This window comes from Halosaccharopolyspora lacisalsi (genome assembly GCF_014137975.1).
Taxonomy (GTDB): domain Bacteria; phylum Actinomycetota; class Actinomycetes; order Mycobacteriales; family Pseudonocardiaceae; genus Halosaccharopolyspora; species Halosaccharopolyspora lacisalsi.
This window is the reverse complement of sequence record NZ_JACGWZ010000002.1, coordinates 483,212-508,405: the sequence shown is the minus strand read 5'-3', so window position 1 is coordinate 508,405 and position 25,194 is coordinate 483,212. Positions and strand designations below refer to the sequence as shown.

Genomic DNA, 25,194 nt, shown 5'->3' with positions numbered 1-25,194 from the left:
AGGGAAGGACGCGGTGAGCGAGAACCCCGATACCCAGGAACCAACTCGGCCGCGTCTGCTGCGGCCGGAGGGGGCCAGACGGTCGGAGGTCGCCCCGATCGAACTGTTTTTCGATCTGGTCTACGTCTTCGCGATCGTCCAGGTGTCGCACACGCTGCTGGCCCATCTCAGCTGGCTGGGAGTGGCACAGGTGGCTGTGCTGTTCGGGGCCGTGTGGTGGGCCTGGAACTACTCGGCGTGGGCGATGAACTGGCTGGATCCGCACAGCGGGCTGGTGCGGGTGCTCAACGGGCTGTTGATGATCGCCGCGCTGGGCATGTCGCTCGGGTTGCCGCACGCCTTCGACGCCGACGGCCTGCTTTTCGCGGCCTGCTATGTGGCAGCCCAGGTCGGACGCCCGGCGTTCATGGCGGTGGCGATGCGTGGGCACGTGCTCGCGAAGAACTACACGAACCTGCTGGCCTGGAGCGCTTCGGCGGGGGTGCTCTTCATCGTCGGGGCGTTCCTCGCGCCCGGCCCGCGGCTGATCGTCTGGCTCGTCGCCCTGTTCGTGGACGTGGCGGCTCCACGGTTGCAGTTCCGTTTCCCCGGCCTGGGCTCGGCACCGATGCACACCTGGCCCACCGACCCCGGACACCTCGCCGAACGCAACCGCGGAGTGTTCATCATCGCGCTCGGCGAGTCCATCCTGATCATGGGATTCACGCTGTCTGAACTCGACCCGATCCCGGCGCGCGCGATCGTGGCGGCACTGCTCGGCTTCGCCGGGCTGTTCGTGCTGTGGTGGGCCTACTTCGCCCTGGCCGGGCCCGACACCCAAGCGAGTCAGGGCGAGGCGCATACCGGGGTGTTGCGCTCGGCGTTCGCCTACGCCCACGCGCTCATGGTCGCCGGCGCGATCGTCGTGGCCGTGTCCATCGAGTTGCGCATCACCCACGCCGAGGCCGACCCCGCGGTGGTGCTGACCACCATGGGCGGGCCGCTGATCTACCTGGCAGGCAACATCCTGTTCCTGCGCTCGCGGACCGGCACGGTCGCCCGCGCCCGTTACCTCGCCGCGGCAGCACTGGTCGTCGTCGGCGCCGTCGGCCTGATCCTCGGCACCGTCCTGCCGTCGCTGGCCATCGGGATCGCCACCGTCGCCGTCATGGGCACGCTGGCCGTGGTCACCCAGATCCGCGCCACCACAGCACACCGGGTGTGACGCATGGGGCTGGATCTGCGCAAGCTGGAACACCTCCTCGCCGTGGCCGAGGACGGCACCTTCACCCGCGCCGCGGCTCGGCTGCACCTGTCCCAGCAAGCCCTGTCCACCTCCATCCGCGTGCTGGAACGGGAGGTCGGGGTGACGCTGCTGGACCGCGCCGGGGGAGTGGTGACGGTCTCTCCCGCCGGGCAGGCGCTGATCGACGACGCCCGCACGCTGCACGGGCTGGCTCACTCCGCCGTGCAGCGTGCCCGCCGCATCGGCCGCGGTGAGACCGAGACCCTGCGTATCGGGCACACACCGGCGGTCACCAGTGAGGAGATCACCACGCTGCTGCGCCCGGTGCGCACCTCCCACCCCGAGGTGGCCGCCCACGCCAACCAGCGCTATCCCGACGAGCTCACCGCCGAACTCCTGGGCGGAGACCTCGACGTCGGCCTGTGCCGAGCCATGACCCCGCCACGGGGGCTGGCCCGGATCATCGTGGGTCACCACCGATTGCGCATCGCCGTGGACATCGACCAGCACCTCGCGCGGCGGGACTCGGTGGACCTGGCCGAGCTGGCCGGGGAACGCTTCGTGGTGTGGGGGCATCCCGGCCGCTCCGGCTACACCGACCTGCTCATCGACCACTGCCGCCGGGCGGGGTTCGAACCGGACACCGAGCGCAGCCCGCTGCAGGGAACCCCACCGGTGACCGCCGTGCTCGGCACCGACCGCGTCGCCTTCGTCACCGCACCCGCAGGTCCCGCCGCCGACGGCCAGGCCCACGTGCTCGACCTGGAACCGCCCGCCCTCGCGCCCCTGCACGCCCTCTGGGCCCAGCACACCAGCTCCGGAACCCGCGACGCCTTCTTCGAGGCAGCGGTCGGCTGACTCCCATTGCCGGTCGGAAGCGTCGTCGGCGATGATCCCGTGCATGACGTCCCCGGACGACGCGACGGAGCTCGAGCAGCTGCTCGAGGAGCAGGCCGCCTACTACCGGGCGGTCGCCCCGGAGTACAGGGACCACGTCCTGCCCTTTCCGGGCGAGGACGAGCTGTCCGAGGCCATCGACGCCTTCCAACCGGCCGGTGACGTGCTCGAACTCGCCTGCGGGCCCGGCACGTGGACGGGGCGGTTGCTGTCCCACGCGCAGCACGTCACCGCTGTGGACGCCTCCGCGGAGATGCTCGCCCTCGCCTCCGCCCGGTTCGACGACGAGCGGGTGCGCTTCGTGCGGGCGGACGTGTTCGACTGGACCCCCGACCGTCGCTACGACGTGGTCTTTCTCGGGTTCTGGCTGTCGCACGTTCCGCACGAGCGGTTCGAGTCCTTCTGGTCGCTGGTCGCCGGGTGCCTCGAACCGGCGGGACGGGTACTGTTCGTCGACGACGGCCACCGGACCCCCGACGAGCTCGTCGAGGGGGAGTGGTCCCCGGTCATCCGCCGGACGCTCGCCGACGGCACCCATCACCGGGTGGTGAAGATCCCCTTCCGGCCCGCCGACCTCGAGCAGCGACTCGCGCACCTCGGTTGGGACGTCCGGGTCACCGCGACGTCCGGCCCGTTCTTCTGGGGCGCGGGCGGGCGCCGGTCGTGATCGGCGACGGTGAGCTGGTAGCGCCACAGGGCGACGGTGTCGGACGGGTGTGGTATCTCGGTCTTTCCGAGTTACGGAAAACAGCTCGGCGGCGCGCAAGCGGGTCCGCACGACAGAGGGAGACACGATGAGCACGGACACGAGGGCGGACACGCAATCGTCTGCGCTGCACGTCGCCGACAGCCACGATCTGATCCGTGTACAGGGCGCGCGCGTGAACAACCTTGCTGACGTCAGCGTCGAGCTCCCGAAGCGCCGGTTGACGGTGTTCACCGGTGTCTCCGGCTCGGGCAAGAGCTCGCTGGTGTTCGGCACGATCGCCGCGGAGTCGCAGCGGATGATCAACGAGACCTACAGTGCCTTCGTGCAGGGCTTCATGCCGACGCTGGCCCGGCCCGAGGTCGACGTGCTGGACGGCCTGACGACGGCGATCATCGTCGACCAGGAGCGGATGGGGTCCGATCCACGTTCCACGGTCGGCACCGCCACCGACACGGGTGCGATGCTGCGCATCCTGTTCAGCCGCCTCGGGCAGCCGCACGTCGGCTCGCCCAAGGCGTTCTCCTTCAACGTCGCCTCCCTCAGCGGAGCGGGTGCGGTCACGTTCGAGCGCGGTGGCAGCACCGTGAAGGAGCGGCGCGACTTCAGCATCACCGGCGGCATGTGTTCGCTCTGCGAGGGCACGGGCCGCGTGACCGACTTCGACCTGACCCAGCTCTACGACGACGGCAAGTCGCTGCGCGAGGGCGCGTTCACCATCCCCGGCTACAGCATGGACGGCTGGTACGGCCGCATCTACCTGGGATCCGGCTTCTTCGACCCGGACAAGCCGATCCGCGACTACACCGAGACCGAGCTGCACGACTTGCTCCACAAGGAACCGACCAAGATCAAGTCCGACGGCATCAACGTGACCTACGAAGGGCTGATCCCGAAACTGCGGAAGTCGATGCTGTCCAAGGACCGCGAGGCGATGCAGCCGCACATCAGGGCGTTCGTGGACCGGGCGGTCACCTTCGCCGCGTGCCCCGAGTGCGGCGGTACCCGGCTCGGCGAGGCGGCCCGGTCCTCGAAGATCGCGGGGATCAACATCGCCGACGCGTGCGCGATGCAGATCAGCGACCTGGCCGAATGGGTCCGCGGGCTCGCCGAGCCGTCGGTGGCGCCGCTGCTCGACGCGCTGGGGGAGACCCTCGACTCGTTCGTGGAGATCGGGCTGGGCTACCTCTCGCTGGACCGGCCGTCGGGCACGCTGTCGGGCGGCGAGGCGCAGCGCACCAAGATGATCCGCCACCTCGGGTCGTCGCTGACCGACGTCACCTACGTCTTCGACGAGCCCACCATCGGCCTGCATCCCCACGACATCCAGCGGATGAACGACCTGCTGCTGCGGCTGCGGGACAAGGGCAACACGGTGCTCGTCGTCGAGCACAAACCGGAGACGATCGCGATCGCCGACCACGTCGTCGACCTCGGGCCGAACGCCGGAGCGGCCGGCGGTGAGGTGGTCTTCGAGGGCACCGTCGAGGGGCTGCGGGCGGGCGGCACCCTCACAGGCCGTCATCTCGACGACCGCACCGCCCTCAAGGAGGCGGTGCGCACGCCCACCGGAGCGCTCGAGGTCCGTGGCGCGGCGGAGCACAACCTGCGCGACGTCGACGTCGACATCCCACTCGGGGTGCTGACCGTCGTCACCGGCGTCGCCGGATCCGGAAAGAGCTCGCTGATCCACGGCTCGGTCGTCGGACGGGACGGCGTGGTGATGGTGGACCAGGCGGCCATCAAGGGTTCCCGGCGCAGCAACCCGGCGACCTACACCGGGCTGCTCGACCCGGTCCGCAAGACCTTCGCCAAGGCCAACGGCGTGAAGCCGGCCCTGTTCAGCGCCAACTCCTCAGGCGCCTGCCCCAGCTGCAACGGCGCCGGCGTCACCTACACCGACCTGGCGATGATGGCCGGTGTCTCCACCACCTGCGAGGAGTGCGAGGGCAAGCGGTTCCAGGCCGAGGTGCTGGAGTATCGGCTCGGCGGCCACGACATCAGCGAAGTGCTCGCGATGTCGGTGACCGAGGCCGAGGAGTTCTTCGGTGCCGGCGAGGCACGCATCCCGGCCGCGCACAAGATCCTGCACCGGCTCGTCGACGTCGGGCTCGGCTACCTCACCCTCGGCCAGCCGCTCACCACCCTGTCCGGAGGTGAGCGCCAACGGCTCAAGCTGGCCACCCACATGGCCGAGACGGGCAGCATCTACGTCCTCGACGAACCGACCACCGGCCTGCACCTCGCCGACATCGAGCAGCTGCTCGGGCTGCTCGACCGGCTCGTCGACTCCGGCAAGTCGGTCATCGTCATCGCGCACCACCAGGCCGTCATGGCCCACGCCGACCGGATCATCGACCTCGGCCCCGGTGCCGGCCACGACGGCGGCCGGATCGTCTTCGAGGGCACACCCGCCGACCTCGTCGCCGACCGCTCCACCCTCACCGGCGAGCACCTCGCGGTCTACGTCGGCACCTGAGCGAAGGTGCGAGGGGCTCGACTCAGGCTTGGCGTACGGCTGGGTGTCGATAGTCCGGTCCCGACTGAAGGGTCAGGACCCATCTGTTCGGACAAGTGCCTGCACCGCAGGACGGAAATCGAGCTCGTACGGGAAGGACTTGAGTTCCTCCGGCGTGACCGTGACACCACGGGCGGCGGCGAGCTCCGTCAGCCATGTCCACGGGTGAGGCTCCTCGGGCTCCTCCTCTGCCTCGTCGGGCAGCAGGGCTCCGAGGAAGAAGTCCCGGAGCTCACGTCCCGTGAAGTCCGCCGAGGCACCACCGCGCACACCGACTGTGACGCCACGCTCGCTGTGGAGTACCACGCGCTTGCCGGATTCAAGGTCGAGGTACTCGCTCAGTGCGAAGCTGACCTGGCCGGTGGGCTGGTTCCACGGAACAGCGACGTCGCAGACGGCCCCGACGGCGACGACAGCTCCGTCACTCGCGGACGCGTCCGGGCCGAGAGGGAGCCGACCTGAACCTGTCCACGGCTGGGGGACGGCGGACCAACCCCCTGTGGCTGCATCCACAGCAGGGCTCCCGGTGACTAGTTGGGCGTGCAGGAAGGGTTCTGAGGGGGAGAATACGTGCGCGACCAACTCACGATCAGCGTCATCAAGGAAGAAGAAGCGCTCCAGGACCTCCTGATCCAGCGGCTCGCGGGCATACTGGCCATACGCGGTCCTGCTCAGCCGCCGACAAGAACGCCACCGGCATGAGCGCTCAACCTAGCCCACCGTGCTTAACGCCGGATTTCCGCCCATTGGTCCCCACGCGCCGAAACCCCCGGACTCGCCTCGTCGGCTGACGACCGCGTCGCCGGTGCCGTTGCTGGATCCTGCGCCTCGCGGGCAAACTCGAACGCGTGCTGACCGTGCAGGCCCTGACAACCGGAGACTGGCCGGTGTGGCGGGAGGTCCGCCTCGCTGCGCTCGCCGAGGCACCGGAGGCGTTCAAGTCTCGGCTCGAGGACTGGGACAACGGCGGCGAGGCGCAGTGGCGTGCGCGCTTCGAAATGCCCGGCACCTACAACGCCGTCGCGGTGCTGAACGGTCGTCCCGCGGGCATGGCCAGCGGAGTCCCCGGCGACGACGGGGCCGGCGAGCTGAGGTCCGTGTGGGTCAGTCCTCGGGCTCGGGGCCGTAGTGTCGGAGACCAGCTGATAGCGGCGGTGCAGGACTGGGCCGCGCGGTCGGGCCGTGACGTTTCGCCGGCTATGTCGCTCTCCTGGGGAAATCGCGAGTGCGGTGTGCCCTGTGCAACTATGGTGGCCGTTCCCGCTGCCGGACGCCATCTCGCGGGGCCGGGTCGGCGGTGAATCACGCGCCCGGGTGCGGAGCTCGGCTCATCCGGTCCGTTCGCGCACCGCGGCGAGCGCTTCCGGGGTGACCTTGTCGACGACGTCGTCGACGTCGTGGTGGCTGGTGAGGTACTTCGCCACGAACGGGCACACCGGCACGACGCGCAGGCCGGCGGCGCGGGTGTCGGCCAGTGCTCGACCGATCAGGGTGCTGCCCAATCCGCGACCGCCGAAGTCCTCGCCGATCTCGGTGTGGTGGAAGATGCGCTGCCCGTCGCGGTCGACGTACTCGGCGAATCCCGCCTGCTGGGCGTCGAGGGTGATCTCGTAGCGCTCTCGATCACCGGATCGGGCGACTGTCACCTCGGGAGCTTCGTCGGACATGGTTTCCCCTCAGCGTGTCGTGGTTTCGTGGAGGAGCTGCTCGAACGGGACCGGGTCGGTGAACGGGTCGGTCCTCTCGTGCTGCGGTTGGTCCCGCACCGCTGTGGCGAGTTCACTCGCGGCACGGGTGATGCGTTGGTTGAGGTCGGCGTCGCTGCCCCAGTCGGCGCTGGCGGCGTAGACGGCGGTGGGTACCGCCTGAGCGCGAAGGTAGGCCAGCAGTGGGCGCAGCGCGTGCTCCAGGACCAGCGAATGCCGTTCGGTACCGCCGGTCGCGGCGAGCAACACCGGTTTGCCCTGCACCGACCCGGGTTCGACGAGGTCGATGAAGGACTTGAACAGGCCGCTGTAGGAGGCGGTGAACGTCGGGCTGACCAGAATGAGCCCGTCGGCGGCGTGGAGCTGGTCGAGCACGGGCCGGAGGTGTTGGTTGGCGAAGCCGGTGAGCAGGCCATCGGTGATGTCGTGGGCGTAGTCGCGCAGCTCGACCACGTCGACCGCGGTCTCGTCTCCCAGCTCGCCGCGGGTGGCCGTGACCAGCCGGTCGGCCAGCAGTCGGGTGGTCGACGGCTGCGACAGGCCCGCGGAGATCGCGAGAACGCGGGTCATGCCGTGCTCCCTTCCGCGCCCCGTTGTGCTTGAACCAGGGACTCGTGGGTGGGGGCCTCGGGGACGTGGGCGGGTTTGCGGGCGGCGAATTCCTTCCGCAGCACCGGCACGACCTCCTCGCCGAGGATGTCGAGCTGTTCCAGCACCGTCTTCAGCGGCAGCCCGGCGTGGTCGATCAGGAACAGTTGGCGCTGGTAGTCACCGACGTAGTCGCGGAAACCCAGGGTGCGGTCGATGACCTGCTGGGGGCTGCCCACGGTCAGCGGGGTCTGCTCGGTGAACTGCTCCAGCGAGGGGCCGCCGCCGTAGACCGGGGCATCGTTGAAGTAGGGCCGGAACTCGCGCACCGCGTCCTGCGAGTTCGGGCGCATGAACACCTGCCCACCCAGGCCGACGATGGCCTGATCGGCCCGGCCGTGGCCGTAGTGCTCGTAGCGCTGGCGGTAGAGCTCGACCATGCGCTTGGTGTGCTCGGGCGGCCAGAAGATGTGGTTGTGGAAGAACCCGTCGCCGTAGTAGGCGGCCTGCTCGGCGATCTCGGGGCTGCGGATCGAGCCGTGCCAGACGAACGGCGGAACTCCGTCCAGCGGGCGCGGGGTGGAGGTGAAACCCTGCAGCGGGGTGCGGAACTTGCCTTCCCAGTCCACGACGTCCTCGCGCCACAGCCGGTGCAGCAGGTGATAGTTCTCGATCGCCAACGGGATGCCCTGCCGGATGTCCTGTCCGAACCACGGATACACCGGCCCCTGATTACCCCGACCCATCATCACATCCACCCGACCACCAGCCAGATGCTGCAACATCGCGAAGTCCTCGGCGATCTTGACCGGATCGTTCGTCGTGATCAACGTCGTCGACGTCGACAGAACCAACCGCTCCGTCCGAGCCGCGACATAGCCCAACATCGTCGTCGGCGACGACGGCACGAACGGCGGATTGTGGTGCTCACCCGTGGCGAACACATCCAGACCCACCTCCTCGGCCTTCTCCGCGATCGCCACCATAGCCCTGATCCGCTCACCCTCCGACGGCACACGACCACTCGTCGGATCCGGCGTGACATCGCCGACGGTGAAAACCCCGAACTGCATCCTGACCACTCCACTACTTAAGATTTGAACTAATACCGGCAACGAAAGCGGATCGGGGCCTATTCCCCACGGATCGGAGGTGGTGACGCACCCCACTCCGGCACCGGGTCAGTGGTGGGGGTGGTAGCGACCCCTGGCTTTCAGCCGGGCGTTGGGCAACGCGGGAGCGGACAGGGCGGGCCCGTCGTATCCGTTCACGGGGCCGAACCGGCGGTTGCCGACGTCGCTGTCGTGCTCGGCTTCCCAGGTCGTGCGGGCGTCGACGATGTCGTCGTGGCTGCGGCCGACGAAGTTCCACCACATCACCAAGTCCTCGGTGAACGGCTCTCCGCCCAGCAACAGCGCCTGGCCCGCGACCGCGGCGGTCAGCTCGACCGCACGACGGCCACGGCCGAGGTACAGCATCGCCCCCACCGGAACGGAGACACCCGCGGCGGTCAACCCCGGCGACAGGGCCAGAACCGCGTGCTCGAACTCCGGCTCGAGCGGCACCGACAGCTGCCCGCCCGCCGAGAGGGTCAGGCTCGCGCCGACCAGCGGCGAGTAAGTCGTGGCCGGTGAGATCGCATCGTCGACGCCCCCGGCGAGGACGGTGATGCTGCCCTGCCGGAGCTCGTGCCGCGGCAGCGAGGAGTGGAACTCGAACGCCGGCGGGACCTGCCGGAACCGCTCGGGCAGGGCCACCCACAGCTGCGCCCCGTACAGGCTCGACGAGTGGTCGGGCGGGGACTGCTCCGAGTGCGCGATGCCGCGCCCGGCGGTCATCAGCGGAAGCTCACCGGGACGCACCAGCCGGCGACTACCGACGCCGTCCTGGTGCCGAACCTCGCCGTCGGCCAGCCAGGTCACCGTCTGCAGCCCGGTATGAGGATGCGGCGGCACCTGCATCCCCGGCTGCCCGGTGATGTCGCTCGGGCCGTACGAATCGGCGAAACACCACGCTCCCACCATCCGCCGGTCCCGATTCGGCAAGGCGCGCCGCACGCGCATCGCCCGCGGCCCACCCAGCGGGACCTCGCGAGGGTGCAGCAGCTCCGTGTCCGGCTCGGTCGCGACCGACAGACCTGCCGAGCACACGGTCTGCTCGGGCGGGTCGTTCTCGACGTTGCTCATCAGCGGTTCCCGTCCTGCTCCGTGGTCTGCGAGGCGGCGGACTCGTCGACCGCCTGCCCGCGTGAGTCGTGCAGGCGGCCCTGCAGACGGGTGAACACCCGTGCGAGCACGTGTAGTTCGTGCTCGTCGAGATCATCGGTGAACAGCCGCTGCACCGTCTCGACGTGGTGGTGGTCCGCCGCGCGCAGCGCTTCGAGCCCGGTCGCGGTCAGCACCGCGTAGTTGACCCGCCTGTCGTCCGGCGAGGCCTGCCGCAGCACCCAGCCGCGCCGCTCCATCACCTTGACCTGGTAGGTCAGCCGACTCGGCGAGAACACCATGCGCGCTGCCAGCTCGCCCATCCGCGACCGGTGCGCCGGGCTCTCCGACAGCACCAGCAACACGTGGTAATCCATCAGGCTCAACCCGGCGGACGCCCGCAAATCCTCGTCGAGCCGCGTCTCCAGCAGCAAGCTCGCTTCGATGTACGGCCGCCACGCTCGCCGCTGCAACGAATCCTGCCAGCTCACCATGCAGATCAGCATACCGAATATTTCAGACGTTGAACTAATAATGCCGGAGCGGGAGGACTCCGTGGTCGCCGAAGCCCAGCGCAAGCGGGGGAGCGGTTGACCGAGCTGAAGTCTGATCAGGCCAGGACCACCTCGACAGGGGGTCGTAGACCTGCCCACCGGGGGAGAGCTTGAGCCGCGCTCGGCCAGATCGTCGCCGATGGCCCGGGAATCCGGAACGGAGCGGACGAGACGGTCGAGTTCGGGCACGAGGAGCGTGTCGCCGCTTCGTTCCGCTGCGAGTGCTTGATCGCGACCCGGGGCGGGCGCGGGCGGTTCCGGTGAGTCCCTGGTCGAGGTGGATCCGCTCGTCGGCGACGCCGAGCTCGGTCGGCCTCTGACGTGCAGCACGCCAGCCAGTTTGGCGTGCGGGAGAAATCGGGGGCGGGAGTCGGTGGATCCGTAGCATTCGGCCGTTTCATTTCACTGCCGCACAAAGGGTTTGCGCGTCCTCGTCCATGCGGTCGAGGCTGGCGCGATGGCTGCGCGGAACCAAACCGAGCCCGGGCCCACGACGTATGGCGATGTCTTCGCCGAACCCGAGTTCCGGATTGTCTTGGTGGGCAACCTGCTCATGCTGCTGGCCGAGACGCTGCGGACCCTCGCGCTGTCCGTGCTGGTGTTCAACGCGACCAACTCGGCCCTGCTGAGCGCGGTCACGTTCGGCGCCGGGTTCATCCCGCAAGCGATCGGTGGCAGCACGCTGACCGCCCTGGCCGATCGGCTACGACCACGTCGGTTGCTCGTGGCCTACGACCTGCTGCAAACCGCGGTCACCGGGGTTCTTGCCGCGGTGTGGCTTCCCGTCTGGGCGGTGCTGGTGCTGGTGGCCGTGGCCGGGGCCCTCGCCCCACTCCGGTCGGCCTCGACCGGGGCCCTGCTGCCGGAGATCCTGACCGGCGACCGCTACGTGCTCGGACGATCGATCGTCCAGACGATCTCCTCGACCGTGCAGATCGCCGGCTACGCGGTGGGAGGCGTGTTGCTGGCCTTTCTGAGCCCGCAGGTCGCCTTGCTGCTCGCCGCCGGCAGTTACCTGCTGGCCGCAGCGATCTGGCGTCTGGGCCTGCGGGACCGCGCCGCCCGCACGCCCGGGCTCGCGCTGCGAACGACGGCCATCGAGACGTGGCGCACCAATATTTACCTGCTGCGCAGCGACCGACGCCTTCGCGGGCTGTTGCTGGGGCTGTGGCTGCCGATCGCCGCCCTGGCCGGGGCCGAAGCAACACTGGTCGCCTATGCCGCACGCGCCGGTCTTCCGGAGGGCAGCGCCGGCTACCTCCTCGCGGCGCTGCCGGTTGGCATGGTGCTCGGAGATGTGACCATCGCCCGGATGTTCCGCCCCGCCATGCGCGCACGCCTGGCCCTCCCGCTCGCCCTGCTGGCCGGCACACCACTGCTTGCCTTCGCCACACACCCCGGCCTGGCCACCGCGATGGTCCTGCTCATCGCCGAAGGAACCTGCGTCGCCTACTCGCTGCCGCTACAGGCAGCTTTCGCCGAACTCGTTCCCGAGCATCTGCGCGGACGAGGCTTCGGCCTGTTCAGCAGCGGACTCATGACGGCCCAGGGACTCGGAACCGCAGCCGTCGGCGCCCTCGCCTCCGCCCTCGGGCCAGCGTCAGCCATCACCGCAGCAGGCGGCCTCACAGCAACGACCGTCATCCTGCTACGACGATCGTTCACCGCCGCACGGCTGCTTCCCCCAGGACACTGAGCTCCACACCGCCCCCACCCGCGTGCGATCCGGACGTCCCGTGGAGGGGTGCCTTTACGGGCGGACTTCAGAGTTCCTCGTCGGGCTCGTTGGGGCCGCGGAGGGCACGAAGCTCACTCGGCTGGGTGCTGCTGAACGCGTAGCGGCCTTGGACTGCGATGGATGGCCCCGTAGATCGTGTTGCGACCAGCAGGAACGATCAGCGCGGCCCCTTTCCGCCGTATCCGGTTCCACCCCTCGACACGCTGCGCCGTGAGAGCGACACGTTCAAACATCACCGGCCCGGGAAGTACCGCTGAGCGGGTTCTGGAGATGCGAAATCGGCCCCTCTCCGCGGAGAGGGGCCGATTTTCCTGCTGAAGGGGGTGGCGCCGGGCCGGGAGCCCGGCCGAGCCACCCTCCCAGAGAATGGGTCAGACCTGCACGTTGCTGGCCTGCGCACCCTTCGGGCCCTGCGTGACCTCGTAAGTCACCTGCTGGTCCTCCGCCAGGCTGCGGAAACCACTGGCATCGATGGCCGAGTAGTGCACGAACACGTCCGGACCACCCTCATCCGGGGCAATGAAACCAAAGCCCTTCTCGTCGTTGAACCACTTCACCGTTCCCTGTGCCATGTCCGCCTCCTCCTTGCGCTGGGATCACCGCCGCACCACACGACAGCGAGGGGCCGCTCGGCCTTCACAGACGGCAACTACTCCAGCAACAACCAAAGACAGCAGCGCGCCCGCATCAACATCCTGCGAGCGTGCACAAGCACGAACTCAGAAAAACCTGACGACCACCCCACACAACCTACAACCCACCACCAGTATTCCCAAGACCGGCACACGATTGCGGGACCACGCGCCCGCTTGGTGAACACCCCGGTTCACCAACCGGGCGAGGATGCTGCGCACGCCCGGCAACTCGGCTGCTCGGTCATTCCGACGCCTGGGCAACCGGGGTGTTCTGGGCGGCGGCCAACCACCACCGGCCGTGACGCTCGATCAACGTGTAAAGCGCCATCTCGGAGAAACCGGTGCCGTCCAGCGCCTGCCTGCGGATGTGCGCGATCGCGACGCCGGGTGCCGGGCCGAGCACTCCGGCGACCTCGAAGCGGGACGGCGGTGCCACCTCGGCGGCCATGAGCCGGCGATGTATGGCCATCAGCTCGTCGATGTCGGTCAGCGTCCGGCCGTAGGGGCTGCCCCACATCACGTCCGCGGCGAAGGAGCGGTCGTAGGCCTCGGCACTCGCGGTGTCCAAACCCTCCTGGAGCTCGGCGGCGAAATCGGCCACCGCCGCCTCGGCGGCGGCCTGTGCCGCCGGGTCGCTCAGGGCCGGCCGCAGCTCGCTCGTGGTCATGTCTTCCTCCTCGGTCGGTGTCTGCGGCCGAGACTAAGAGTTCAACCAAACTCGAAGTCAAGATCGCCGCTCGCCCCGCCCGTGGACGACGCGGGGCGTGGAGGTGCATCCCGTGACCGATGCGAATCGCGCGTTGGCCGAAGTCTTTCTGCGGATGCTCAACGAGCACGATCCTGACCTGGTCGAGCAATTCGTGGCCGTCGACTACGTCAACCACAACCCCTTCGTCGTCAACGGCAGGGAAGCCAACCGGGCGTTCTGGGCCGACTTCTTCGCCGCTCTGCCGGACGTGCGGGCCACCATGGAGGATCTGGTGGTGACCGAGGATCGAGTTGTCGGACGTTTCACCTATCGCGGAACACACCGTGGGGAGTTCTTCGGCATCCCCGCGAGTGGGCGCCGCATCGAGATGCGCTCGATCGACGTCTGGCGCGTAGCCGACGGCATGTTCGTCGAGCACTGGGACGAGCTGAACGCCCTCGAGATGATCCGTCAGTTCGGGCCGTTCGCCCTGCTGCGGGCAGGGATCATGTTCCCGCTTCGTCGCCTGCGCGCGGGAGGCGAGCGATGACCACACCGAGTCTCGCACTCACCGTGGTCGCACTCCTTGGGACGGCCGTTGTGTACGGCACGGACATGTTCTGCGCGATCGTGCAGCGACCCGCGCTCACCCAGGTCGACGACCGGACTCTCGTGATGAGCATGGGCCAGATCCATCGCTACGGTGATCGCCGCATGCCCATCCCCGGCGTCCTGGGCGGGGTGGCCGCGGCGCTCGCCGCGGTCACCGCTGGCCTGGCGGGCCGGATCGATGGTGCGGTCGCCAACGGGGTGGCCGTGGTCTGCGGCGGCGCCTGGATGGTTCTCTACGTTCGCGTGAGTGCTCCCATCAATCGTCAACTGACCAGCGCGGCACGGGCCGGGGCACCCTCCGAAACGCTCGCAGCCTGTCGTCGGGGGGCAGGAACGAGCCCCGGCGACCTCGTCGACGTCGGACACGGCCGCGTATCCGGCGTCGAGCCACACCCCGTCGAGACCACCGCCGTCCGCGACTTCCTCCGCGAGGGCCTCGGCAGCACTCGGATCGGCGTCGTTGGTCACGACCCGGCATTGCGGCAACTCCTGCCGGGCCGCAGCGAGTCGGTGCGGATGGGTGCCGGTCACGATCGCGTGACCGTCCTCGGCGGCGATGCGCTTCGCACCGGCCAGACCGATACCGCTGGTGCATCCGGTGATCAGCACTCGCTTACCCGTGAATCGCGCCATCACTGCTCCTGTCCATCGTGGATCGCTTCCGCAACGATCTCGGACGGCAGGAGCTAGAGCGCGCTCCAGATCAAGATCTAGCCTGACGGAAACCGGTTCGAAAGCCCGTCACCCTGGTTGGGGGCCGGTAAGGATCGTGTCACAGGGCACGCACAGTCCTGGTGAACCTGAACGAGGGGCGTCGAATAGCATCACGGTTACGACATCGATCGAAGGACAGGAAAAAGGCACACACGGGCAAGGGGTTCGGTGCCGATCTTTACGGGCTGAGACAGGTTGCCAAATCCGACCTGCCGACAGTGTCCGGTGCGTACGACAGTGCGATCGGCGAGTGCGCGAGTGCGCGGGAGGGGGCGGGCGGGATCTCGACGGTCGGGATGCGGGACTTCAGCGCGACGATCCGTCCCGGTACCGTGCGCGAGCTGAGCGAGCGCGAGTTCGTCGCGCGAGTCGCCGAGGTAACTCCGCGTCTGATCCAGCACTTCCAGGCTCAAGTCGCCGAGCTGAAGGTGCGGTACTACGGATGAGCGGTCGTACGGTGCGGTTCGTGTCCGCGGTGCTGGTGCTGTTGGGCGTGGCGACGGCGTGTGGCTCGTCGGACCGACCACGCGAGTTGTCGTTGGACGATGTAGAGCCATGTGATCTGATTTCGCGGGCAGACCTGCGTAATCTTCAAGTGAAGGCACCTCCGCAACCGGTTTCGGTTGTGGAAGGTGCGGACGAAGAAGGGACGAGTTGTCAGTACTCGCCCCGGTACGGGGGGACTGTCTCTGTCGCTGTCGTAACGAACCACGGAATCGATCGGTGGACCAACGGATCCATGGAGTCCTCCCGGGCGGTCGATTTGCCCCGGGTGCAGGGATATCGTGTGATCAGGCTTGAGTACGGCGAATCCGGGAGTGGGCCGCACGACAGCTGCACGTCATACGCCGACGTGGCGAGTGACCAGTCGCTGAAAGTGCACGTGAGTGGAAACTCGACAGATGATCCACCCACGTGTGAGACGGCTCGCCGGTTCGCGGGAGCCGCACTCCTGACACTCGCCGGGTGACGCAGCAACAGTCGTGTGCGGGCACTGTGGCCGCGACGCTCCTCGACGTCAGAAACACCCTGGTGCGGTGTGTTCTGATATTGAGCAGTATCGGGCCCGACGGGAGATCAGCGGAATGCGCCGGTGTGGTCGAGCGCCCACTGGTGGAAGGTGCGTGCGGGCGCTCCGGTCACCGACTCCACCGTGGAGAGGACACCGGGACCTCGGTCCTCGCCGGAGTCCGTGCCGATCACGGGTTCGACCACCTCCTCGGGCATGAACCGCTTCAGGTTCTCGAGGGCTTCGGCCGCGTTCATCTCCTCGAGCACGAGGTCACGATCCAACACCCGGCCCAGGATTCGCACCCGTTCGCGGACGGTGACTTCCGCGGGCCCGGTGAGGGCATGGATCCGCCCTTCGTGCCCCCGCTCGGTCAGCGCCGCAGCAGCGACCGCGGCGATGTCGGCGGGGTCGATCACCGGAGACGCCGCGTCCACGCCGGTGGCGCGAACCGTGCCGTGATCGCGGATCGACGGTGCCCACCACACCGCATTCGAGGAGAACTCCCACGCCCGCAGGATCGTCCAGGACATGCCGCTGTCCCGCACGGCCCGTTCTCCCCGCAGCGCGCCACGGCCGATGGGCGAATCCGGGTGCGTCTGAGCCAGCAGGGACGACACCAGCACCACGTGCTCGATGCCCGCTTGCCGCGCCGATTCGAGGATTGCCGCCACATCCTCGTTCCCGGTCGTCAGCAGGAACAGCGACTCCGCGTCGTCCCACGCCGGCCGCAGCGACTCCGGCCGGGTCAGGTCGCCCTCGACGACGTCGACGCCGGACGGCATCACCGCACGACTCGCGTCCCGGGTCAGCGCACGCGCCGACACGCCCCGTTCCGCGAGCCGACGCACCACCACGCTGCCCACGTTCCCCGTCGCTCCGGTCACCACGATCATCGACGTACTCCCGACACACGAGTTTCCCTCGGACGCCGGTGATCCTCCGACTTCGACCGCACTTGAGGTCAAACCGATCCGGTGGGGAGTGCGCCCAGTGACCGCGCCGGGTCGGTGAAATCGACCACCCGACCGCTGGTGTCCAGCAGGCCGGTGATCGGGGAGGGGCCGAGGTCCGGACCACGAAGGCCAGGAGGACACCGAGTTCCCCTGCCCCTCCCCGGTTGTGCGTGGTCTTGGTTCGGGGTAATCAGCCCGGGTCACTTCGGGACGTTCGGGGCGGCTTCAGGGGGCGCAGGATCCCCCTGTCGAGGGCCGCGGCGATCGCCGCCGTGCGGTTGTCGACGTCGAGTTTGTCGTAGATGCAGCCCAACCTCGTCGCGTCCCTGACAGCCACCGAACAGTTGCTGGTCACCGACCACATGCGGCGGCGCTCGGTGGCGCGCCGACGCGGCGCCGAGGACCTGCTGGCCACGGTTGGTCTGGCCGACAAGCGGCGTCGCCGGGCCCATCGGCTCTCCGGCGGTGAACGTCAACGCGTCAACATCGCCCGCGCCCTGACCGGTGAGCCCACGGTGTTGCTGGTCGACGAACCCACCGCCGCGCTCGACCACGATCGCGGTGCCCGGATCATCGACCTGATCGTCGAGGTCACCCGGCACTACGACGTCGCCACCGTGATGGTCACCCACGACACCGAGCACCTCGACGGCGTCGATGCCGTGACGACCATGCGGGACGGGGCCTTGGTGGACGGGCAGGAATCACCCCGGCCGTGACCGGGCGCTACGACTCGGCGACCCCGAGGGAACGGGCCACGAGGGTGGCCAGGTGCAGGGGCTCGGCCTCGGTGGCGTGGCGCAGCTGGGTGCGGCAGCTGAAACCGTCGGCGACGACGTCGGTGCCGGGCTCGGCCGCGCGCACGGCCGGCAGCAGGGTGTCCTCGGCGCAGGCCATCGAGACGTCGTAGTGGCCGCGTTCGAACCCGAAGTTGCCCGCCAACCCGCAGCAGCCCGAGTCCAGCACCCGGGGAGCCACGCCCGTGGCCTCCAGGGCTCGCCGGTCGGGCTCGAAGCCCAGCTCCGAGTACTGGTGGCAGTGCACCTGCACCAGCGCTTCGGCGTCGAAGTTTTCCTCGGTGCGCTGCCACTGCTGACGCGTCGGTTCGACCCACTCGGCGAAGGTCTTCGTGGCCTCGGCCAGCGCCGCGACGTCGGGATCGTGCGGGGCCAGTTCGAGCGCGTCGTTGCGCAGGAACGCGGTGCAGCTCGGTTCCAGCCCCAGCACCGGCATCCCCGACCGGACCTGCGGGCGCAGCAGCCGCGCCGTGCGGCGCACCATGGTCCGCGCGATGTCGAGCTGCCCGGTGGAGGCCCAGGTCAGTCCGCAGCACACCGGCGCCGCGGGCATCCGCACCGACTGGTCCAGGGCCTCCAGCGCGGCCACGGCGTCGCGGCCGATGCCGGGTTCGAAGTGGTTGGTGAAGGTGTCCGGGAACAGCACGACGGGGCGACCGCCGCGCGAGCCGGAGCGGCGCCGTTTCCACCACGCGCGCAGGCTGGTCTCGGCCAGGGCGGGCAGATCGCGCTGCGGGGCGATGCCGCCCATGCGTTTGAGTAGCGGCGCCAGCCGACCGCCTAGCACCCGGTTGGCCAGGCCGGGCGCGTACTGGCCCGCCGTCAGCCACAGCGGCAGGAACCCCATCGAGTAGTGCGACAGCGGACGCATCCGGTGGCGGTAGTGGTGGTGCAGGAACTCGGCCTTGTAGGTGGCCATGTCCACGCCGGTCGGGCAGTCGGTCTTGCAGCCCTTGCAGGACAGGCACAGGTCCAGTGCGTCCCGGACCTCGGTGGAGCGCCACCCGTCGGTGATGGTCTCGCCCCCCAGCATCTCGAACAGCAGGTGCGCCCGGCCCCGGGTGGAGTGCTTCTCGTCCTTGGTGGCCCGGTAGCTCGGACACATCACCCCGCCCGAGGGGTTCAGGCACTTGCCGATGCCCACGCAGCGCCGCGTCGCCGATGCCAGGTCCCCACCGTCGTCGTGCAGCGCCAACGTCGTGCGGCTGGGGATCTCGGGGGGAGACACCAGCACCCGCAGATCGGCGTCCACCGGCCGGGGACGCACGATCTGCCCCGGGTTGTGCCGGTCGGCGGGGTCGAAGGCGTCCTTGAACCGCTCGAACGCGGCGATCACCTCGGACGAGTACATGCGCTTCAACAGCTCCGAGCGGGCCTGGCCGTCGCCGTGCTCACCGGAGACCGAGCCGCCGTGGGCGACGACGAGATCGGCCGCGGTCTCCAGGAAAGCCCGGTAGTTCGCCACTCCGGACTCGGAGAGCAGGTCGAAGTCGATGCGCACGTGGATGCAGCCGTCGCCGTAGTGGCCGTAGGTGATGCCCCTGCGCCCGAAGCGCTCCAGCAGGGAGTCGAACTCCCGCAGGTAGGCCCCCAGGTTCTCCGGCGGCACCGCCGCGTCCTCCCAGCCGGACCAGCGTTCCGAGCCGTCGATCATCCGCGTGGAGTAGCCGGATCCCTCCTCCCGGATCTTCCACAGCGCCGCCATCCGCGCGGGATCGGTGTGGGTGACCGTCTCGACGCGGTCGCCGAGCGCCTCGACGATCCGCCGGGCACCGGACTCGGCCTCCTCGGTGGTGTTCCCGCCGGTTTCCACCAGCAGCCAGCTGCGCCCCCCGGGCAGCAGCGGCAGCGCCGGTGACTCCGGATTGCGGTGGGACACCACCTCGACCAGCTCGGCGCTGAGTCCCTCGATGGCCAGCGCCTCCAGGTCCCGCAGCCGGGTGACCTCGTCGGCGGCGGCGTAGGTGTCGGCGAAGCCCAGCACCACCATCGCCCGCTTCGGCGGGGAGGGCACCAGCTCCACGGTGGCGCTGAGCACCGTCGCGCAGCTGCCCTCGGTACCGACCAGCGCGCGGGCGAGGTGGAACTCGTTCTCGGGCAGCAGCTGGTCGAGGTTGTAGCCGGAGACCCGGCGGGTGAGGTCGGGGAAGCCCGCTCGGATGTCGTCACCGGCCTCGCCGATCAGCTCCCGCAGCGACCGGTAGAGCCGTCCGACGCGGTCGCCGCGGGCGCACAGGGCCTCCATCTCCTCGGGCGGGGTGGGGCCGACTTCCAGCCGGGTGCCGTCGTCGAGCAGCACCTCCAGGCTCCGTACGTTGTCGACGGTCTTTCCCCAGGCCACCGAGTGGGTGCCGCAGGAGTTGTTGCCGATCATGCCGCCGAGGGTGCACCGGCTGTGCGTGGACGGGTCGGGGCCGAAGGTCAACCCGTGGGGCGCGGCGGCCGCGCGCAGCTCGTCCAACACCACTCCCGGCTGCACCCGGGCCAGGCGCCGGTCGGCGTCGATGTCGAGGATGCGGTTCATGTGGCGGGAGAAGTCCAGCACCAGGCCCTGCCCGCAGGCGTTGCCCGCGATGCTGGTGCCGGCGCCCCGGTTGGTCACCGACAGGCCGTGGGCGCGGGCGATGCCCATCGTGGCCACCACGTCGTCGGCGTGGTGCGGGAACACGACTCCGACCGGCACGTGGCGGTAGTTCGACGCGTCGGTGGCGTACAACGCCCGGAAACCGGCGTCGAAGCGGGCCTGCCCGTCGATCGTGGCGCGCAGTTCGGTGGCGAAGTCCGGGAGGGTCGTGGGGGGTGAGGTGGTCATCGCAACGCGCTCCTGCCGACGGGATGGGCATCAGTGTCGGGACGTGACTGCTTCGGCGTCCATGATGACCGCTGGTGATCCACGACACGGCCGGGGGAGGGATCGCATCCGATGCGGCTCGAACATCGCGCGGCCGATACTCTTTCGGCTGTCACGACCATGACAGTGGTGACCACCAGGCGTTGGCGGGAGGTAGATCGACAGTGGCACGGTCGGTGTTGGTGACCGGCGGAAATCGGGGGATCGGGCTGGCTATCGCCCGGGCGTTCGAGGCGGCCGGGGACAAGGTGGCGGTGACCCACCGCGGGTCCGGTGCTCCGGAGGGGCTGCTGGGGGTGCATTGCGACGTCACCGACACCGAGCAGGTCTCGGCGGCCTTCGACGAGGCCGAGGCCGCCCACGGCAGGATCGAGGTGCTGGTGGCCAACGCCGGCATCACCGACGACGGCCTGTTGTTGCGCATGGACGACGACCAGTTCGACGGGGTCGTCGACGCCAACCTGGCGGGGTCCTACCGGGTGGCCAAGCGCGCCGCGAGCAGCATGCTGCGCAACCGCAGGGGCCGCATGATCTTCGTGTCCTCGGTGGTGGGGTTGTCCGGTGGCGCCGGGCAGGCCAACTACGCGGCGAGCAAGGCGGGGCTGGTCGGTTTCGCCCGGTCGGTGGCTCGGGAACTGGGCTCGCGCAGCATCACCGCGAACGTGGTCGCCCCCGGGTTCGTGACCACCGACATGACCGAGGCGCTCAGCGAGCAGCGGAAGAAGGAGATCCTCGATCAGGTGCCGCTGGCTCGTTTCGCCGAACCCGACGAGGTCGCCGGTGCCGTGACCTGGCTGGCCTCGGAATCGGCCGGTTACGTCACCGGTGCGGTGATCCCCGTCGACGGTGGTGTCGGCATGGGTCACTGACCACTGTGGCCGAACGCGCGTTGTCGCCCTGTCGTCGTTGCTGTTGCCCAACTGTTTCGCGAACTCGTCCGGAGGATGCACGTGCCTGGACTGCTCGACGGTAAACGAATCCTGGTCACCGGTGTGATCACCGATTCCTCGATCGCCTTCCACACGGCCAAGGTCGCCCAGGAACAGGGCGCCGAGGTCGTCCTGACCGGGTTCGGCCGGATGCGGCTGATCGAACGCATCGCCGAACGCCTGCCGAAGCAGGCCCCGGTGGTCGAACTCGACGTCACCAACTCCGAGCACCTCGATGGCCTGTCCGGCAAGGTCGGCGAGTACGTCGACGGCCTCGACGGAGTGGTGCACTCGATCGGTTTCGCGCCCGCTTCCTGCCTGGGCGCGGATTTCCTGGAGGCCCCGTGGGAGGACGTCTCCAGCGCCCTGGAGATCTCGGCGTACTCGCTGAAGTCGCTGACCAAGGCGTGCCTGCCGCTGATGGGGCAGGGCGGTTCGGTCGTGGGCATGGACTTCGACGCCCGCGTGGCCTGGCCCGCCTACGACTGGATGGGGGTGGCCAAGGCCGCGCTGGAGTCGACCTCGCGGTACCTGGCTCGTGAGCTCGGCCCCCGGGGCATCCGGGTCAACCTGGTCTCGGCCGGTCCCGTGCGCACGATGGCCGCCAAGTCCATCCCCGGCTTCAAGGGCCTGGAGGACACCTGGGGCGAGCGTGCCCCGCTGGGCTGGGACGTCGAGGACCCGACACCGGTCGGGCAGTCGGTGTGCGCGCTGCTGTCGGACTGGTTGCCCAAGACCACCGGGTCGATGGTCATGGCCGACGGGGGGTTCCACGCGCTGGGAGCGTGAGCCTGCGTGGGACCGTTCACTCGCCCGCGCCCCCGGGTGAGCGGTCCCGATCCCGCGAGGTCATCATGGTCGGGTGAGTTTCGACGCGCTGCTGTTCCTGTCCTTCGGCGGTCCCGAAGGCCCTGAGGAAGTCCGCCCTTTCCTGGAGAACGTGACCCGGGGCCGGGGCGTTCCCGAGCAGCGGCTGGACGCCGTGGCCGAGCACTACCACCACTTCGGTGGCGTCTCACCGATCAACCGGCTGAACCGGGAGATCATGGCGGCTCTGGAGACCGAGCTGAGCACTCGCGGGCGGCACCTGCCGATCTACTTCGGCAACCGCAACTGGCATCCCCTCGTCGAGGACACCGTCGCCCGGATGGCCGACGACGGGATCGGGCGGGCGCTGGTGTTCGCCACGTCGGCCTGGGGCGGTTATTCGGGCTGCAAGCAGTACCACGAGGACATCGCCCGGGCACGTGAAGCCGTCGGAGACCGTGCTCCGGAGCTGGTCAAGCTGCGACAGTTCTACGACCACCCCCTGTTCGTGCAGGCCAACGCCGATGCCGTCGGCCGGGCCTACGCTCGTCTGGACCCGGCGGTGCGGGATCAGGCGCGGCTGGTGTTCACCGCGCACTCGGTGCCGCTGAGCGCCGACGAGCAGCCCGGCGCCGACGGGCAGCCGCACTGGTACTCCCGCCAGGTCGCCGAAGCGGCCCGGCTGGTTGCCCACGACGCCGACGTGGGTACCTACGACGTGGTCTGGCAGTCCCGTTCCGGGCCGCCGAGCGTGCCGTGGCTGGAACCCGACATCTGCGACCACCTCGGCGAGCTGCACGCCAAGGACGTCGGCGCGGTCGTGGTCAGCCCGATCGGTTTCGTCTCCGATCACCTCGAAGTCGTCTGGGACCTCGACAACGAGGCCGAGGAGAAGGCCGCCGAACTGGGGCTGGGCTTCGCCCGGGCCGCCACAGCCGGTACGGATCCCCGATTCACGCGGATGATCGCCGACCTCGTCGACGAGCACCTCGAATCCCAACCCGCCCGCAAGCTCTCCACCCTGCCGTCGGCGGGCTGCACCACCAACGGTGCTCCCTGCGCCCCGGGATGTTGTTGAGCGATTAGGCCCCCCTTCCGGGGAGTTCCGGGATAGTGTGGCCGCCGTGGACGTGGCGGTGCTTGACATGGCGGGAACCACTGTTGCTGACAACGGTGTGGTGGAGAAGTCGTTCCGAGCGGCGCTGGAGCGGGTCGAGGCACCGCTGCCCGACGACCTCGACCGACGATTCCGGGCGCTGCGGGGTGCTTCCAAGCCGGACATGTTCGCCGCCGTCCTCGACGGCGATCACGCGCTTGCTTCCCGCGCGCACGCCGCGTTCGAGGAAGTGCTGGCCGAGCACGTGTCGGCGGGCACGGTGACGGCGCTGCCCCACGCCGCCGATGCCCTCCGGTACCTGCGAGAGCTCGACATCGGGGTGGCGCTGGTGACCGGTTTCGACGCGGCCACGCGCGACCGGCTCGTCGAGGCGCTCGGGTGGAGCGATCTCGTCGATCTCGTGCTGTGCCCCTCGGACGTGTCCCGGGGGCGACCGCATCCGGACCTGGTCCTGACGGCGGCTCTGCGGCTGTCCACGAGATCGATGGGCGGCGTGGCGGTCGCGGGGGACACGGTCAACGACCTGCTGGCCGGCACCCGAGCCGGTGCGGGCATGGTGGCCGGCGTGCTCACCGGGGCGCACGGGGCCGAGGAGCTCGGCAACGCCCCGCACACTCACGTGCTGCCCACGATCGGTGACCTCCCCACCGCGATCGCGGCCACCGCGTGAGGTCGGCTCCACCGCGGCCCGGATCCGGCGTTCCTCGTGCCGGACCGGGGCGGTGTCGGTGCAGCCCCCGAACTCTAGCGGCGGAGGATGACGTAGAGGGCGTGGACGATACCGGGGATGAACCCGAGGATCGTGAGCAGGATGTTGAGCCAGAACGCCCCGCGGAATCCAACCTGCAACGCGACCCCGAGCGGGGGAAATATGATGGCACAGATGACCCGGACGATATCCATGCCCGGGTGGTACCCACGGCGAGGACTTCGGACACACGCGGTGCCGGTGACCAGTGGGTGAGTTTCACGGCACCACCGGTCGCCCCCGGGGCCGGGGCCGCGTTCACCCGGACCCCGAACCCGGGCTCTTCCCGCTAGCGCGGAAGCCGTGGACTACGCACCACACTTCTTCCGGGCGAGGTGATGGGTGGTGTCGATACTTCCGTCCGTCGAGTCCATGGTGACGAAGCTGGTCGCCGTCGGAGTCGAATCGTCGGAATACACGCGCAACTCGGTGTTGATGTTGAAGTAGCGTTGCTCCCCGCAGGGGGCGTACACCAACTGGCCGGTCTCGACCTCGTGCGTTGTCTGCCAGTTCTCGTCGGGGGGCCGTTGAACTCCCTTTTCGTGGTCGCCGTCGGCGAATTTCCCTGGAAGTAGTAGTTCGCTCGCTGTTCGGTCCTGGCGCCGGACTCCAGGTGGGCGAAATCGCGATAATCGGCCTTGGCAGTCGCGTAGGTGAATCCGTGCGGAACGTGGACCAGCAGGTTGATCTGGCAGTTCTTGCGGAAGTCGGTGGCGGTGGAGTTGGGCCCCACCTGAGCCAGGTAGTCGCTGTAGGTCGCCGTGAAGGCCGTGTTGTCCGGCGCCACGGCGACGGCGGCCGTCCCCCTGGGGACAGCCCGCACCGTTGACGGTCGCGACGTCGATGACGATCTCGTCGCTCGGGGGGACTCCAGGGGTGCGCGGACGCGGGGGCACCGAAACCGAGTCTCGTCATTCCGTCGAGCACGAACGAGATTCGCCGCGTCGACGGATCATTGGTTTGAACAACGATCCGGCCCGGTGCTTTCCTCGACGAGGGGGGATTTCCGTCGGTGGGGAACCGGGGGATCACCAGAATTAAGACGGGGATCGATAATCGATATCGGCGACGATGGACCGATCGGACCATCGTCGTTCCCGGGATTACGCGCGCGGGCCGCGACCGAACGGAACCGTCGCCCGTGGAGACTTTTGTTGCGATGAGGTGTCGAAACGAACCGGAATTCCGTCAAGTT

26 protein-coding genes and 1 pseudogene are annotated in these 25,194 nt (G+C 69.1%); 14 read left to right on the top strand and 13 right to left on the bottom strand.

Annotated features, from left to right (window positions below; genetic code table 11):
• The first annotated feature begins 13 nt into the window (after positions 1–13).
• The 4 genes from FHX42_RS10160 to FHX42_RS10145 all read left to right on the top strand — a co-directional run bounded on the left by FHX42_RS10160 (position 14) and on the right by FHX42_RS10145 (position 5,307).
• Entirely contained in the window at positions 14–1,204 is a 1,191-nt protein-coding gene (locus tag FHX42_RS10160) for a low temperature requirement protein A (protein WP_328796023.1), read from the top strand.
• A gap of 3 nt (positions 1,205–1,207) precedes the next feature.
• A complete protein-coding gene (locus FHX42_RS10155; RefSeq protein ID WP_182543976.1) occupies positions 1,208–2,083 on the top strand; it encodes a LysR family transcriptional regulator in 876 nt (291 codons plus the stop codon).
• Between the two features lie 43 nt (positions 2,084–2,126).
• Positions 2,127–2,789, top strand: a complete 663-nt coding sequence (locus FHX42_RS10150; protein ID WP_182543975.1) for a class I SAM-dependent methyltransferase — start codon at positions 2,127–2,129, stop codon at positions 2,787–2,789.
• A 127-nt stretch (positions 2,790–2,916) separates the two neighbouring features.
• Complete coding sequence (locus FHX42_RS10145; RefSeq protein ID WP_182543974.1) at positions 2,917–5,307, top strand: ATP-binding cassette domain-containing protein; 2,391 nt, start codon at positions 2,917–2,919, stop codon at positions 5,305–5,307.
• Positions 5,308–5,379: 72 nt separating this feature from the next.
• Here FHX42_RS10145 and FHX42_RS10140 read toward each other — a convergent pair whose 3' ends face one another.
• Positions 5,380–5,928 carry a hypothetical protein gene (locus FHX42_RS10140; protein WP_235987161.1) on the bottom strand — a complete coding sequence of 183 codons (549 nt, stop codon included), beginning with the start codon at positions 5,926–5,928 and terminating at the stop codon, positions 5,380–5,382.
• A gap of 266 nt (positions 5,929–6,194) precedes the next feature.
• On the opposite strand from FHX42_RS10140, the gene FHX42_RS10135 reads away from it, so the two are divergent.
• Positions 6,195–6,647 (top strand): GNAT family N-acetyltransferase, encoded by a 453-nt coding sequence (locus tag FHX42_RS10135; protein WP_182543973.1) that lies wholly within the window; start codon positions 6,195–6,197, stop codon positions 6,645–6,647.
• A gap of 27 nt (positions 6,648–6,674) precedes the next feature.
• Here FHX42_RS10135 and FHX42_RS10130 read toward each other — a convergent pair whose 3' ends face one another.
• The 5 genes from FHX42_RS10130 to FHX42_RS10110 form a co-directional block, all read right to left on the bottom strand.
• Positions 6,675–7,013, bottom strand: coding sequence for a GNAT family N-acetyltransferase (locus FHX42_RS10130; protein ID WP_182543972.1), 339 nt, complete (start codon positions 7,011–7,013; stop codon positions 6,675–6,677).
• A 9-nt stretch (positions 7,014–7,022) separates the two neighbouring features.
• Entirely contained in the window at positions 7,023–7,622 is a 600-nt protein-coding gene (locus FHX42_RS10125) for an FMN reductase (protein ID WP_182543971.1), read from the bottom strand.
• Positions 7,619–8,713, bottom strand: a complete 1,095-nt coding sequence (locus FHX42_RS10120; protein ID WP_182543970.1) for an LLM class flavin-dependent oxidoreductase — start codon at positions 8,711–8,713, stop codon at positions 7,619–7,621. The genes FHX42_RS10125 and FHX42_RS10120 overlap by 4 nt, the downstream gene beginning before the upstream one ends.
• A gap of 108 nt (positions 8,714–8,821) precedes the next feature.
• Positions 8,822–9,826 carry a pirin family protein gene (locus FHX42_RS10115; RefSeq protein WP_182543969.1) on the bottom strand — a complete coding sequence of 335 codons (1,005 nt, stop codon included), beginning with the start codon at positions 9,824–9,826 and terminating at the stop codon, positions 8,822–8,824.
• Positions 9,826–10,338 carry a MarR family winged helix-turn-helix transcriptional regulator gene (locus tag FHX42_RS10110; RefSeq protein WP_182543968.1) on the bottom strand — a complete coding sequence of 171 codons (513 nt, stop codon included), beginning with the start codon at positions 10,336–10,338 and terminating at the stop codon, positions 9,826–9,828. The genes FHX42_RS10115 and FHX42_RS10110 overlap by 1 nt, the downstream gene beginning before the upstream one ends.
• A 517-nt stretch (positions 10,339–10,855) precedes the next feature.
• Between FHX42_RS10110 and FHX42_RS10105 the strand changes: the two genes are divergently transcribed.
• Positions 10,856–12,094, top strand: a complete 1,239-nt coding sequence (locus tag FHX42_RS10105; RefSeq protein WP_182543967.1) for an MFS transporter — start codon at positions 10,856–10,858, stop codon at positions 12,092–12,094.
• Between the two features lie 413 nt (positions 12,095–12,507).
• Here the strand turns inward: FHX42_RS10105 and FHX42_RS10100 are convergent, their stop codons facing one another.
• Positions 12,508–12,708, bottom strand: a complete 201-nt coding sequence (locus FHX42_RS10100; protein WP_182543966.1) for a cold-shock protein — start codon at positions 12,706–12,708, stop codon at positions 12,508–12,510.
• 304 nt (positions 12,709–13,012) lie between these two features.
• The gene (locus tag FHX42_RS10095; protein ID WP_182543965.1) at positions 13,013–13,438 is read right to left on the bottom strand and encodes a DUF4440 domain-containing protein; all 426 of its coding nucleotides are present in this window, start codon (positions 13,436–13,438) and stop codon (positions 13,013–13,015) included.
• A gap of 112 nt (positions 13,439–13,550) precedes the next feature.
• Here FHX42_RS10095 and FHX42_RS10090 point away from each other — a divergent pair, with 112 nt between their 5' ends.
• A complete protein-coding gene (locus tag FHX42_RS10090) occupies positions 13,551–14,009 on the top strand; it encodes an ester cyclase (RefSeq protein ID WP_182543964.1) in 459 nt (152 codons plus the stop codon).
• Here the strand turns inward: FHX42_RS10090 and FHX42_RS27770 are convergent.
• Positions 13,931–14,704 carry an SDR family NAD(P)-dependent oxidoreductase gene (locus FHX42_RS27770; protein ID WP_220480109.1) on the bottom strand — a complete coding sequence of 258 codons (774 nt, stop codon included), beginning with the start codon at positions 14,702–14,704 and terminating at the stop codon, positions 13,931–13,933. The genes FHX42_RS10090 and FHX42_RS27770 overlap by 79 nt on opposite strands.
• A gap of 299 nt (positions 14,705–15,003) precedes the next feature.
• Here FHX42_RS27770 and FHX42_RS10080 point away from each other — a divergent pair, with 299 nt between their 5' ends.
• Positions 15,004–15,231, top strand: coding sequence for a hypothetical protein (locus FHX42_RS10080; RefSeq protein WP_182543963.1), 228 nt, complete (start codon positions 15,004–15,006; stop codon positions 15,229–15,231).
• A complete protein-coding gene (locus FHX42_RS27765) occupies positions 15,228–15,755 on the top strand; it encodes a DUF3558 family protein (RefSeq protein ID WP_407926215.1) in 528 nt (175 codons plus the stop codon). Before FHX42_RS10080 ends, FHX42_RS27765 begins: the two co-directional genes overlap by 4 nt.
• A gap of 107 nt (positions 15,756–15,862) precedes the next feature.
• Here the strand turns inward: FHX42_RS27765 and FHX42_RS10070 are convergent, their stop codons facing one another.
• Positions 15,863–16,690, bottom strand: coding sequence for an SDR family oxidoreductase (locus FHX42_RS10070; RefSeq protein WP_182543961.1), 828 nt, complete (start codon positions 16,688–16,690; stop codon positions 15,863–15,865).
• Positions 16,691–17,052: 362 nt separating this feature from the next.
• On the opposite strand from FHX42_RS10070, the gene FHX42_RS10065 reads away from it, so the two are divergent.
• Positions 17,053–17,469 (top strand): ATP-binding cassette domain-containing protein, encoded by a 417-nt coding sequence (locus tag FHX42_RS10065; protein WP_182543960.1) that lies wholly within the window; start codon positions 17,053–17,055, stop codon positions 17,467–17,469.
• Between the two features lie 7 nt (positions 17,470–17,476).
• Here FHX42_RS10065 and FHX42_RS10060 read toward each other — a convergent pair whose 3' ends face one another.
• Complete coding sequence (locus FHX42_RS10060) at positions 17,477–20,359, bottom strand: FAD-binding and (Fe-S)-binding domain-containing protein (protein WP_182543959.1); 2,883 nt, start codon at positions 20,357–20,359, stop codon at positions 17,477–17,479.
• 203 nt (positions 20,360–20,562) lie between these two features.
• Here FHX42_RS10060 and fabG point away from each other — a divergent pair, with 203 nt between their 5' ends.
• The 4 genes from fabG (at position 20,563) to FHX42_RS10040 (ending at position 23,921) form a co-directional block, all read left to right on the top strand.
• A complete protein-coding gene (gene fabG, locus FHX42_RS10055) occupies positions 20,563–21,267 on the top strand; it encodes a 3-oxoacyl-ACP reductase FabG (RefSeq protein WP_182543958.1) in 705 nt (234 codons plus the stop codon).
• A gap of 81 nt (positions 21,268–21,348) precedes the next feature.
• A complete protein-coding gene (gene fabI, locus FHX42_RS10050; RefSeq protein ID WP_182543957.1) occupies positions 21,349–22,116 on the top strand; it encodes an enoyl-ACP reductase FabI in 768 nt (255 codons plus the stop codon).
• Between the two features lie 73 nt (positions 22,117–22,189).
• On the top strand, positions 22,190–23,212 hold the full coding sequence (locus FHX42_RS10045) for a ferrochelatase (protein ID WP_182543956.1): 1,023 nt from the start codon (positions 22,190–22,192) through the stop codon (positions 23,210–23,212).
• Positions 23,184–23,921, top strand: coding sequence for an HAD family hydrolase (locus tag FHX42_RS10040; protein WP_328796021.1), 738 nt, complete (start codon positions 23,184–23,186; stop codon positions 23,919–23,921). Before FHX42_RS10045 ends, FHX42_RS10040 begins: the two co-directional genes overlap by 29 nt.
• A gap of 74 nt (positions 23,922–23,995) precedes the next feature.
• Here the strand turns inward: FHX42_RS10040 and FHX42_RS10035 are convergent, their stop codons facing one another.
• Both FHX42_RS10035 and FHX42_RS10030 read right to left on the bottom strand, forming a co-directional pair.
• Positions 23,996–24,154: a YqaE/Pmp3 family membrane protein gene (locus tag FHX42_RS10035; RefSeq protein ID WP_182543954.1), complete on the bottom strand. Its 159-nt coding sequence runs from the start codon at positions 24,152–24,154 to the stop codon at positions 23,996–23,998.
• 153 nt (positions 24,155–24,307) lie between these two features.
• Positions 24,308–24,895: pseudogene (locus FHX42_RS10030) on the bottom strand (DUF4360 domain-containing protein).
• Positions 24,896–25,194: the final 299 nt, after the last annotated feature.